Here is a 12,083-nt window from a genome sequence, read left to right as displayed (position 1 = left end):
CAGGCGCATGTTACCGGGTTTGCCGGCCCGTCGGGATCACAAGAAGGACAGTTCGACCATGACCGCCCGCATCGCCTTCCAGGGGGAACCCGGCGCCTACAGCCACGAAGCCTGCCGCCGCGCGCGCCCCGAGATGGAGGCCCTGCCCTGCCGCACCTTCGAGGACACGATCGACGCGGTGCGCGAGGGCAAGGCCGACCTGGCGATGCTGCCGGTCGAAAACTCGACCTATGGCCGCGTGGCCGACATCCACACGCTGCTGCCGCAATCGGGCCTGCACATCATCGAGGAACATTTCGTCCGGGTGCACATCAACCTGCTGGCCCTTCCGGGCGTCAAGCTGGAACAGATCACCCACGCGATGAGCCACACGGTCCTTCTGGGCCAGTGCCGCACGTTCCTGACCCAGCACAAGCTGCGCCGGATCGTCGGCGCCGACACCGCGGGCTCTGCCATGGTCGTCGCCAGGGAAGGCAAGCCGACGACTGCGGCGCTGGCCAGCGAACTGGCGGGCGAGATCTACGGGCTGGAGGTGGTGGCGCGCCATATCGAGGACAACTCGACCAACACCACCCGATTCCTGCTGATGTCGCCCGAGGCCGATCACAGCCGCCGCGGCGACCACGGCATGATCACCAGTTTCATCTTCGATGTCAGGAACATCCCGGCCGCGCTTTACAAGGCGATGGGCGGCTTCGCGACAAATGGCGTAAACATGACCAAGCTGGAAAGCTACATGCTGAACGGGTCCTTCACGGCGACCCAGTTCTATGCCGATGTCGAAGGCCATCCCGATGACCCGAACCTGCGCCGCGCGCTGGAAGAACTGGATTACTTCACCAACAACCTAGAAATCCTGGGTGTCTACCCGGCCGATCCCGGCCGCAAATGACCCTTCGGGCGGAGGGCGCGGTCGAAACGGACGATCCAGCGCTTCGCCGCCTGAGATAGATCGGCTGGGCCTGCTGGGACCCCATCGGGATAATCCGGCCCGGCCGCCGCGATTGGGTGGATGCCCCGTTCGCGGATGAATACGAAAGGGACATGCTGCATGCTGCCGGCAGGTTGGCTGCAGGCGTCCCGCGGTCCGAGGTGGAGAGTTTCCTGTTCTGGGTGGTCACCGACCGGATGGAACTGGACCTGACGGATTTTCAGAAGGCGGCAATCGGGCGGGCCGTTCCGGCCCTGTCCTGAGCGGTCAGGCCCGTTCTTCCAGCGCCCGGGCGAAGTCCTGGATCCGGCGGTTGAAGCGACGCATGGCCTTGCGCTGACCCAGCCGAAGCGGCTGAAGCATCAGGCGGCCCGAAAAGGTCCTGGCTTCGATGCCCAGCTTGACCGTCATGCGCGTCCGCGACGACGACAGGGCGATCAGTTCGATGTCCATGGTGGCCTTCATGCCCTGACTGACCGCGGCGAAGCCCAGCAGCGACGGCGGATCCACGCGAACCAGGTCCAGCCGCACCTTCCGCGCCCGTCCCCGCAACGAAAACCGGGATTCCCAGGCCAGCCCCTGAAGGCCGTCCCCGGCCGCGCCGATCCGGTTGACGTCGACGCCGCGGCGGATCGCCTGGCGTTCGAAATGTTCGAAATCAGTTAACAACTCGTAGACCCGGGCCAGGGGGGCCGCGATGTCGTCCGCACCGGTAAACTCCATACGCCCGGATCCGCCTTCTGTAGCTGCACGATCAAGTCACTGGAATGTATGACGCTTTCACGCGTCTCAGTCCAGCGTGTCCGCCACCCAGTTTTCCAGCAGGAACTGCGCGATGGCGCCGGGGCGCGGGGGGCGGATGTCAGGATGTTCGCCGGCAAAAACCTGGACCATCTCGCTGCGGCTGACCCAGCGGGCGGTCTCGATCTCGTTTCTGTCCACGCTGATCTCGCGGCTGGTGGCATGGCCGATGCAGCCGAACATCAGCGAGGCCGGGAAGGGCCAGGGCTGGGATGCAAGATAGCCGACCTGCCCCACCTTCACGCCCGCTTCCTCGAACACCTCGCGGCGGACGGCGGCTTCCAGCGTCTCGCCCGGTTCGACGAATCCCGCCAGCAGCGAATACATCCCCACCGGCCATTGCGGCGACCGGCCCAGCAGCACGTCCTCGCCATCGACGATCAGCATGATCACCACGGGATCGGTCCGCGGAAAGTGCGACCCGCCGCAGGACGTGCAATCCCGCTGCCAGCCGGCATGGGTGATCACCGTCGCATCGCCGCAGCGCGCGCAGAACGGGTGGATCTCGTGCCAGCCGACCAGAGCCTTGGCCATGGCCATCAGTTCCGCGTCGCGCGGCGACAGGCGAACCATGGCGCGGCGGATCTCGACGAAAACACAGTCGTCGGGGAAGGCCGGGTGGTGCTGCAGCGAAGGATCTACGAACTGCCCGATGGTCGAGATGTCCTGCCCCTCCGGCTCCCACCGCGAGATGTCGCAGGCAAAGAGGGGCGAGCCGTCTTCCTCGCGACCCAGGTAGATCGGGTCGGGCACATGGTGACCCAGCCCCCTGGACAGCAGCGGATGCTTCAGCGGCACCAGCGCCAGGTTGCTTTGCCCCGGCCCCTGGACCATGGGCTTGCCCCGCCACAGCAGCATGGCGGCGGCGCGGGGATGGTCCATTTCGGCCTGCAGGGCCGACGCATCGGTACGGATATGGGCGGCACGGTCGAAACCCGATCCGCCGAAGGTCACCGTCTCGGCATGTTTCATGGGGTCCTCCTGTCCGTGCCAGCGCCCGACGAGTGCTAGCGCAGTCCGGGAGGTTGCGCCAACGGGAAGTGACCGATCCCCGCGCCGGAGTGTCGCGCGATGATGCAATGCTGCCGCAAGCCGCTTGGAACGGCCGCCCCTTCCCGGTTACGCTCCCGCATCGCGGCATCGCCGGAACGGCGGGCGAAAAAAGAAGCCGAAGACCGGGCCCGAAGACAGGGACAGACTGTGACCGCCACGACGAACCATTCGCCGGCCTCCCGCGACGCGAATACGCGTGTCGGTGGTCCTGCAACCGCGCGGCTGCGCATCCTGGCGACAACCGACCTCCACATGAACCTGACTGGCCACGACTATTTCGCCGACCGCCCGGATCCCGCGGCGGGGCTGACCCGGCTGGCGCCCCTGATCGCAAAAGCCCGGGCCGAGGCCGGCGATGCCGCCGTCCTGCTGGTCGACAATGGCGATGCCCTGCAGGGTACGCCCATGGGGGACGTCGCGGCCCTGCCCTGGTCGGATCTGGACCCGGAGGGTGACACCCACGGGGACAAGAGCGGCGACAAGGACGCCCCCCACCCGGCCATGCTGGCCTTTGGCCATCTGGGTTATGACGTGCTGGGCCTGGGCAATCACGATTTCGACTTCGGCCTGCCGGCACTGGCGCGGGCGCTGACCGCCGCCCCCTGCCCCGTCCTGTCGTCGAATCTGGTGCTGAACACCGGCCCCGACGGCCCCGCCTTCCCGGACCTGTCCGATCACACCGTGCTGGACGTGGTCGCCGGACCTGCCGGGCCGCTGCGGGTGGGTGTCCTGTCGCTGCTGCCGCCCCAGACCCGCACCTGGGTGGCCCATGCCACAAATGGCCAGATCGAGGTCGGCGACATGGTCAACGCCGCCCGTGCCACCGTGGCGCGTCTGCGGAACAAGGACTGCGACGTGATCCTGGCGCTGGCCCATACCGGCTTTGGCGCGGCCGAGGCGAAGCCGGGCATGGAAAACGCCGTCCTGCCGGTGGCGGCGCTGGACGGCATCGACGCCGTGGTCGCGGGCCACACCCATCGCCGCTTTCCCGGGCCGGACCACGAAGGCCTTGCCCACGTCGATGCAAAGGCCGGGCTGGTCCATGGCAAGCCCACCGTCATGCCCGGCGCAGGCGGGCGGCTGCTGGGGGTGATCGACCTGGACCTGATCCGCGGCGAGGATGGCAAATGGCAGGCCGCCGGTGGCACCTCGCAGCTGCGCAGTGTTTCCGGCGATGCGCCGGAGGATGCAGGGCTGGCCAGGGTTCTGCAGCCGGGCCACGCCCGGACACGCGCCTGCATGTCGCGCCCCCTTGGCGCGACCGGCGCCCCGCTTCACAGCTATTTCAGCCTCTTCGCCGCGGACCGCAGCCTGTCACTTCTGGCCGCGGCCCAGAAAGAGGCCGTCCGCCCTCACCTGTCCGGAACCGGGGCCGGGGACCTGCCGCTTCTTGTGGCGCTGTCGCCTGCGCGGACCGGAGGGCTGGCCGGGCCCGGTTTCTATACCGACGTCCCGGCCGGGCCGCTGCTGGAACGCCACGTGGCCGACCTTTGCCCCTTTGCCGACGGGCTGGCCGTGGTGATCCTGACCCGCGAGCGGGCTAAACTGTGGCTGGAACAGTCCGCCTCCGGCTTCCTGCAGGTCGCGGCCGGGGCGCAGGACGCACCGTTGCTGGACCCGCTCTGGGCCGGGCACCAGTTCGACATGCTCTTCGGCCTCGACTACGCCATCGACGTCGGCCGCCCCGCGGGCTTCGCCGCCAATGGCATGGCGCTAGGCCCGGCAGCACGTATCCGGCTGTCCGGCAAGGGCAGGCCCGACGACCGCTTCGCCGTGATCACCAGCGGCTACCGCGCCGCGGGCGGGGGGCACATCCGGGCGCTGGACGGCGTCACGCAGCTGTCGCTGCCCCCGGTCGGCGCCCGCGGCGCCCTGCGCCGCTATCTGGCGCGCGCCAGGGACGCCGAAGCTGTCGTGCCGGACGCTGACGGCCCATGGCGCTTCGCCCCGCTGCCCGGCACCACCGTCCGCGTCCCCACTGGCCCGGGCGCCCGTGCGCACCTGTCCGATCTGGGCGCACGGCTGCTGGACACCAGCGACAATGGCAGCGGCGGATTCCTGTCCCTGCGGCTCGACCTGTCGCGTTAGGCAACGTGGCAGCCCTGTCTTGCACCTCGCGCGCCCATCTCCTATATCGGGCCTTGAGAGGTTGGCGCGGGTAAGCGCCTCGCCAACCCGGTCAGATCCGGAAGGAAGCAGCCGTAACGAGCCCCGCTTGGGTCGTTGTCCAGCCTCTCACCTTCAGCCCCGGGCCCGCCGGTTCATCCCCGGGCCCTCCACGCGAAGCACGAAAGGAACGTCATGATTGTCCGTGTTTCCCATCGGGGCACCGCTGCCGCCTGAACGCGGCCGACATTCAGCCTGACACCCGGTCGCCGGAAAACCGGCAGGGATTGCCCCGTCTGACACGCGCGCCGCGACATCCGCAGCGCGCCCTTATGCATGTTCAGATGACAGGGCAGACCATTGACCCACCCTTCCTACACGCTGCCGGACCTCGGCTGGTCCGCGCAGTTCCAGAGCCAGTTGAGCCTGGCAGATTTCGAAACCCTTCGCCCGGCGCGCATCGCCGCCGTCCACCGGTCGCGACTCGAAGGCCTGTCGGCCGACGGTCCCGTCGACCTGACCCTGCCGCCCGACCTTCCGGCCGGTGATACGGCCGTGGGCGACTGGGTGCTTTATGCCCCGGACACGGGCCGGATGTCCCGCGTACTGGACCGCACCAGCCTGCTGAAACGGCGCGCGGCCGGGACCGGGGCTGTGGACCAGCTGATAGCGGCCAATGTCGATACGCTGCTGATCGTCACCTCGGCCAATGCCGACTTCAACCCGGCGCGGCTGGAACGCTATCTGGCGCTGGCCCATGCGGCCGGAGCCCAGCCGCTGATCGTGGTGACGAAGTCCGACCTCTGCGCCGATCCCGATCTGGTGCAGGACGCCCTGCGAAAGGTCGCCCGGACGGTGCCCCACGTGGCGCTGGACGCTCGCGATCCCGCGGCGGCCGGGGCGCTGGCCGACTGGTGCGGCAAGGGTCAGACGCTGGCCTGTGTCGGATCGTCCGGCGTCGGCAAGTCGACGCTGGTCGGCACGCTGACCGGTCAGGCGCTGGCAACCCAGGGCATCCGCGAGGACGACGCCAAGGGCCGGCACACCACGACATCCCGCGCGCTCTACCGCCTGCCGGCGGGCGGCTGGCTGATCGACACACCCGGCATGCGTGCCCTGCGCCTGACGGGGGTGGAGGACGGCATCGACCAGGTTTTCGACGACATCGCGGACCTCGCGGCGCAGTGCCGCTTCGGCGACTGCACGCACGAAACCGAGCCGGGCTGCGCGGTCCAGGCGGCCATAGCCGATGGCAACCTGTCACCGGACCGGCTGGCCCGCTGGCAGAAACTGCGGCGCGAGGACCGGCACAATTCGGAAACCATCGCCCAGGCCCGCGCCCGGGGCCGGGCCTTCGGCAAGATGGTCCGCCAGGTCACGCGCGAGAAGAAGGACCGCCGCTGACCGCCGAAGACGCGGACGGGGCGGTTCCGCAAGGCAGCCCTGCGCAAGCAGGGCTGCCGGGGCAAGCGGGCGGTGCAAACGGTCGGGGCCGTCATGCCGGACCGCGCGCCGCCCGCCACCGCCGCCTTCGCCGGCCCCGCGCCATCCGAAAGATGCATCCCCGCTGGCCGATATTCACAACCTTCTGAAAGGTGAATACCCACCCGCCTTTGCATGATAACACCACAGAGACCGGCCACCGTTCTGGCCGGACCGACGAGTACCGCTTCGATTTCCGGAGGTCCCGATGAAGCTATTGTCCCTTGCGGCCGGCGCCGCGCTTTCCCTCGTCACGGCCCTGGGCCAGCCGGCCCTTGCGGCCGACCTGACCCGCGACGAGGCCGATGCCATCGCCGTCGATGCTTATCTCTATTTCTACCCGCTGGTCACGATGGACCTGACCCGCCGCCAGCTGGTCAGCCTTCCCGAAGGGGCCGGTGCCTTCGGCGGCGGAGCGATGAACCTGATCGACAACATCCCGACCTACCCCACCGCGGCGGACAGGACCGTCGTCCGGCCCAATTTCGACACGCTCTATTCATCGGCCTTCATCGATCTGACCGGCGGTCCTATGGTCCTGTCGGTGCCCGACACCGGTGGCCGCTACTACCTGATGCCGTTTCTGGACATGTGGACCGACACCTTCGCCGCCCCCGGCTGGCGCACCACCGGGACCGACGCGCAGAACTTCATCCTCGTCCCGCCGGACTGGCGCCCCGATCTGAAGGGCAAACTTGTCGAAACCTACGGGCTGCCCGAGAATTCGACCGTCATTGGCGCGCCGACGCGCCACCTGTGGCTGATCGGCCGAACCAAGACGGACGGTCCTCAGGACTATGACGCCGTCCACAAGATCCAGGCTGGTTACAAGCTGATGCCGCTGGAAAAATGGGGACAGCCCTACGAGGCGCCCAAGCACGATCCGATCCCGGGCACCGACATCGCGACACCGCCCAAGATCCAGATCAAGAAGATGGACGGCGAAACCTTCTTTACCGCTGCGGCCGAGCTGATGAAGACCGAACCGCCCCACATCACCGACGTGTCGATGCTGGAACGGATGAAGCGCCTGGGCATCGTCGAAGGCGACAGCTTCGACTTCGACAAGGCCGATCCGGTGGTGCAGGCCGCGCTGAACGCCGCCCCCGAAACCGCGCTGAAGCTGATCGCGTGGAAAGCTCCGCGGGTGTCGACGGTGGTCAACGGCTGGTCGATGGACACCGAATCCGTGGGCGTCTTCGGCAACAACTATCTGAAGCGCGCCGTCGTGGCCGATATCGGCCTGGGCATCAACCAGCCCCAGGACGCGGTCTATCCGATTTCGGTCTCGGATGCCGATGGCGATGCGCTGGATGCGGGAAAGCACGACTATGTCCTGCATTTCGAGAAGGACCAGATCCCGCCGGTCGATGCCTTCTGGTCGGTCACGGTCTATGACAACGACGGCTTTCAGGTCGCCAACGACCTGAACCGTTTCGCACTGTCGAGCTGGATGGACCTGAAGACCAATGCCGACGGGTCTCTCGACCTTTATTTCCAGAACGAAAGCCCCGGGCCCGACAGGCAAGACAACTGGCTGCCCACGCCCAAGGGCCCGTTCAACGTGACCATGCGCCTGTACGCGCCGCACCGCACCGTCACTACCGGCCAGTGGGCGCCCCCGGCCATCGCCAAGGCGGCGAACTGACCCGGCCGCGGTGACCCGACGCGCGGCGGCCCCGTGCCGCGCGTCTTTCCTCTTCGGGGGCGGTTGCGCTCGGGTCCGGCGGGGCCGTACTCTGCCACGGACCTCAAGACCGGAGTCGTCATGACCGATCAGCCCGCCTACAAGGTGCTTGCCCGGAAATACCGCCCCGAGACCTTCGCGGATCTCGTGGGTCAGGATGCCATGGTGCGCACCCTGAAGAACGCCTTCCAGGCGGGGCGGATCGCGCAGGCCTTCATCATGACCGGCATCCGCGGGACGGGGAAGACGACGACCGCGCGGATCATCGCCAAGGGCATCAACTGTACTGGTCCGGACGGCAACGGCCAGCCCACGACCGAACCCTGCGGGGTCTGCGAGAACTGCCGCGAGATCATGGAAGGCCGCCATGTCGACGTGCTGGAGATGGACGCGGCGTCCCGCACCGGCGTGAACGACATCCGCGAGATCATCGAAAGCGTCCACTATGCCGCCGCCAAGGCGCGCTACAAGATCTACATCATCGACGAAGTTCACATGCTGTCGACCAGCGCGTTCAACGCGCTCTTGAAGACGCTGGAAGAACCCCCCGCCCACGTGAAGTTCATCTTTGCCACGACCGAGATCCGCAAGGTCCCGGTCACGGTCCTGTCCCGTTGCCAGCGCTTCGACCTGCGCCGGATCGAGCCCGAGGACATGATCGGCCTGATGCGCCGCATCGCCGTGGCCGAAGGCGCGCAGATCGCCGATGACGCGCTGGCGCTGATCACGCGCGCCGCCGAAGGATCCGCGCGCGACGCGACCTCGCTTCTGGACCAGGCGATCAGCCATGGTGCGGGCGAAACGACGGCCGAACAGGTGCGCGCCATGCTGGGCCTGGCGGATCGCGGCCGGGTGCTGGACCTGATGGACATGATCCTGAAGGGCGACGCGGCGGGTGCGCTGCAGGAGCTGGGGTCGCAATATGCCGAAGGCGCCGACCCGATGGCGGTGCTGCGCGATCTGGCAGAGATCACGCACTGGGTGTCGGTCGTGAAGATCACGCCGGATGCGGCCGAGGATCCGACCGTATCGCCGGACGAACGCGACCGCGGCGTCGCCATGGCCGCGGGCCTGCCGATGCGGGCGCTGTCGCGGATGTGGCAGATGCTGCTGAAGGCGCTGGAAGAGGTCGCCGCCGCCCCGAATTCCATGATGGCAGCCGAGATGGCGATCATCCGCCTGACCCATGTGGCCGACCTGCCCTCGCCCGAGGAACTGGTCCGCACGATCCATAACGCGCCCACGATGCCGACCCGTGGCCCCGCGCCGGGACCGCGCGGTGGCAACGGCGGGCCGTCGGCCAGTGCTTCGGCGCACGTGTCGGGCAGCGCACCGGCGCCTGCGATGCGCACACGGTCGGTGTCCTCGGGCGCGGGCGCGCCCACGGCACAGGCGGTCCGGGCCGATGCGGCCCATGCGCTGGCCCATTTTCCGACCTTCCACCATGTCGTCGAACTCATCCGGTCGCACCGCGACGTGAAACTTCTGATCGACGTGGAAAACGATGTCCGCCTGGTCAGCTATCAGCCCGGCCGGATCGAGTTCGAACCCGCCGAGACTGCGCCGGCCGACCTGTCCCAGCGTCTGGGCGCGCGGCTGCAGGCCTGGACCGGGAACCGCTGGGCGATCTCGGTCGTGTCCAGCGGCGGCGCGCCGTCGATTTCCGAGGTGAACGACGCCGCCAAGACCGCGCTGCGGAACGAGGCGCTGGCCCACCCCATGGTGCAGTCGGTGCTGGAGCATTTTCCCAAGGCCAAGCTGCTGGAGGTCCATACCCAGGCCGAACTGGCCGCCCAGGCCGAGGCGGAAGCCCTGCCCGAGGTGCCCGATGAATGGGACCCGTTCGACGACGACTGACGTCCGCTCCACGCGGAATGCCTTGTGGAACAGGCATGCTTTGCCTATCTCCGGACAGATTTTCAGGGCCCCCGGCGGCCCCATGCAGAAAAAGGATATCGAGATGCTGAAGGGACTGGGCGGACTTGGCGGTCTGGGCGACATGGCCAAGATGATGAGCGCGGCCAAGGAAATGCAGACCAAGATGGTCGAGCTTCAGGAAGAGATGGCCCGCATGAACGTGGTGGGCGAGGCCGGTGCCGGCCTGGTGACCGCGACCTGCACCGCCAAGGGCGAACTGAAGGCGCTGGACATCGACCCGTCGATCCTGGTGGCGACCGAGAAGGAGATGGTCGAGGACCTGATCCTGGCCGCGATCAAAGACGCCCAGCAGAAGGCACAGGTCCGTCACCAGCAGGAGATGGAAAAGCTGACCGAAAGCCTGGGCCTGCCCAAGGACATGAAGCTGCCTTTCTGACCGGTTCGGGTCCGTTTGACCGAGGTATTCCATGGCTGTAGCGGACCCGATCGAGGAACTGATCGCGCTGATGGCGAAGCTGCCGGGACTGGGCCCACGTTCGGCCCGGCGGGCGGTGCTGCACCTGATCCGCAAGCGGTCGCTGCTTCTGCATCCCTTGGCGGATGCCATGCAGGTGGTGGCCGAAACCGCGCGGGAATGCCTGAACTGCGGCAATGTCGGCACCGCCGACATCTGCGACATCTGCGCGAACGAGGCGCGGGAAAACGGCGAGTTGTGCGTGGTCGAGGACGTGGCCGACCTTTGGGCCATGGAACGGTCCGGCGTGTTCAAGGGGCGCTACCACGTGCTGGGCGGCACCCTGTCGGCACTGGATTCGGTGGGGCCCGAGGATCTGGGCATCCCCCGCCTGATGGACCGGGTGACCACCGAAGCGATATCCGAGGTCATCCTGGCCCTGAACGCCACCGTCGATGGCCAGACCACGGCGCATTACATCGCCGACCAGCTGGAAGGCCGGGTGCGGCTGACCTCGCTGGCGCAGGGCGTGCCCATAGGCGGCGAACTGGATTATCTGGATGACGGCACGATCAGTGCCGCGATGCGGGCGCGCAAGGATCTTTGAGATCCGGTCCGCCGCGGCCGGGGACGGGGGCCCTGCCCCCGGCCGCGCCTGACGGCGCGACTCCCCCGAGGTATTTGAAGACCAAAGAAGTGGCGGGCCTGAACCCGGTTCTGGCCGGTCGCGGCCGCGCAGGGCGGGGTCTACCCCGCCGCCACCGGCCGCCACGTCCTAGCGACGGTCGTCTTCGTCCTCGTCGTCGTCTTCATCACCGCCCTTGGGCAGGTTGAAGAAGCTTTCGGCGTCGTAGACGGGTTCATCCCCGCTGTCGTCATCATCGTCGGACTTGTCGTCGCGGTTGCTGTCGCCGAGCGTGAAGGTTTCAAGGCCCTCGATCGCCGTCGGGATGCGCGGTTCGGTCGACATGCCCAGCGACTGTTCGGTGCTGACCAGGCGGCGGCGTTCGTCATCGGTCATAAGGGCACCTTCGGCGGCGCGCTTGGCGGCGGCCTTCTGGACCGCGGCGTCCAGTTCCGACTGCTTGCACAGCCCCAGGGCCACCGGGTCGATGGGCTGGATATTGGCAATGTTCCAGTGGGTGCGTTCGCGGATCGACTGGATCGTGGGCTTGGTGGTGCCCACCAGCTTGGCGACCTGCGAATCCGCCAGTTCCGGGTGGAACTTCACCAGCCAGAGGATCGCGGCCGGGCGGTCCTGGCGCTTGGACAGCGGCGTATAGCGGGGGCCGCGACGCTTTTCCTCGCCCACGGCGGCCGGATTGAACTTCAGCGCCAGCTTGTGCAGCGGGTTCTTTTCGGCCTTGTCGATCTCTTCCTGGGTCAGCTGGTTGTTCGCGACCGGGTCGAACCCTTTCACGCCAACCGCGACATCACCGTCGGCAATGCCCTGCACTTCAAGCTCGTGAATCCCCACGAAATCGGCGATCTGCTTGAAGCTGATCGTGGTATTATCCACCAGCCACACGGCGGTGGCCTTGGCCATCAACGGTTTTGCCATGTCCCTCGTCGTCTCCTTCGCATAAAGTTCACCCGTCGCCCGGATCGGACGGTCCCGGCGGATCCGGAACGAGTTACCTTGTGGGGGAACATTGGCGGTATATAGAGAAGGCAAATGCCAAAGGAAAGGG

At 67.5% G+C, this 12,083-nt stretch carries 11 protein-coding genes and 1 other RNA gene; 9 read left to right on the top strand and 3 right to left on the bottom strand.

Features of this window, described 5'->3' with window-relative positions; translation table 11 throughout:
* Positions 1-58 precede the first annotated feature (58 nt).
* Complete coding sequence (locus tag FQK05_RS11235; RefSeq protein ID WP_158966748.1) at positions 59-892, top strand: prephenate dehydratase; 834 nt, start codon at positions 59-61, stop codon at positions 890-892.
* Between the two features lie 152 nt (positions 893-1,044).
* Complete coding sequence (locus tag FQK05_RS11230) at positions 1,045-1,194, top strand: hypothetical protein (protein WP_158966746.1); 150 nt, start codon at positions 1,045-1,047, stop codon at positions 1,192-1,194.
* A gap of 4 nt (positions 1,195-1,198) precedes the next feature.
* Here the strand turns inward: FQK05_RS11230 and FQK05_RS11225 are convergent, their stop codons facing one another.
* Complete coding sequence (locus tag FQK05_RS11225) at positions 1,199-1,654, bottom strand: SRPBCC family protein (protein ID WP_158966744.1); 456 nt, start codon at positions 1,652-1,654, stop codon at positions 1,199-1,201.
* Between the two features lie 66 nt (positions 1,655-1,720).
* Positions 1,721-2,704: an NAD(+) diphosphatase gene (gene nudC, locus FQK05_RS11220; RefSeq protein ID WP_158966742.1), complete on the bottom strand. Its 984-nt coding sequence runs from the start codon at positions 2,702-2,704 to the stop codon at positions 1,721-1,723.
* Between the two features lie 228 nt (positions 2,705-2,932).
* On the opposite strand from nudC, the gene FQK05_RS11215 reads away from it, so the two are divergent.
* From FQK05_RS11215 to recR, 7 genes are all read left to right on the top strand, one after another.
* On the top strand, positions 2,933-4,873 hold the full coding sequence (locus FQK05_RS11215; protein WP_158966740.1) for a metallophosphoesterase: 1,941 nt from the start codon (positions 2,933-2,935) through the stop codon (positions 4,871-4,873).
* A 54-nt stretch (positions 4,874-4,927) separates the two neighbouring features.
* Positions 4,928-5,026, top strand: an RNA gene (ffs, locus tag FQK05_RS11210) — signal recognition particle sRNA small type.
* 225 nt (positions 5,027-5,251) lie between these two features.
* Positions 5,252-6,295, top strand: a complete 1,044-nt coding sequence (rsgA, locus tag FQK05_RS11205) for a ribosome small subunit-dependent GTPase A (protein ID WP_158966738.1) — start codon at positions 5,252-5,254, stop codon at positions 6,293-6,295.
* Between the two features lie 286 nt (positions 6,296-6,581).
* Positions 6,582-8,021, top strand: coding sequence for a DUF1254 domain-containing protein (locus FQK05_RS11200; RefSeq protein WP_158966736.1), 1,440 nt, complete (start codon positions 6,582-6,584; stop codon positions 8,019-8,021).
* 120 nt (positions 8,022-8,141) lie between these two features.
* Positions 8,142-9,917 (top strand): DNA polymerase III subunit gamma/tau, encoded by a 1,776-nt coding sequence (locus FQK05_RS11195; protein ID WP_158966734.1) that lies wholly within the window; start codon positions 8,142-8,144, stop codon positions 9,915-9,917.
* 82 nt (positions 9,918-9,999) lie between these two features.
* Positions 10,000-10,374, top strand: coding sequence for a YbaB/EbfC family nucleoid-associated protein (locus FQK05_RS11190; protein WP_407644501.1), 375 nt, complete (start codon positions 10,000-10,002; stop codon positions 10,372-10,374).
* 31 nt (positions 10,375-10,405) lie between these two features.
* Entirely contained in the window at positions 10,406-10,999 is a 594-nt protein-coding gene (gene recR, locus FQK05_RS11185) for a recombination mediator RecR (RefSeq protein ID WP_158966730.1), read from the top strand.
* Positions 11,000-11,167: 168 nt separating this feature from the next.
* On the opposite strand, the gene FQK05_RS11180 is transcribed toward recR, so the two are convergent.
* Positions 11,168-11,953, bottom strand: coding sequence for a DUF1013 domain-containing protein (locus FQK05_RS11180; protein WP_158966728.1), 786 nt, complete (start codon positions 11,951-11,953; stop codon positions 11,168-11,170).
* Positions 11,954-12,083 lie beyond the last annotated feature (130 nt).

This window comes from Chachezhania sediminis (assembly GCF_009765275.1).
In the GTDB taxonomy this organism is placed as follows: domain Bacteria; phylum Pseudomonadota; class Alphaproteobacteria; order Rhodobacterales; family Rhodobacteraceae; genus Chachezhania; species Chachezhania sediminis.
Note: the sequence above shows the minus strand (reverse complement) of the source record. Positions and strands in the feature narration are given on the sequence as shown.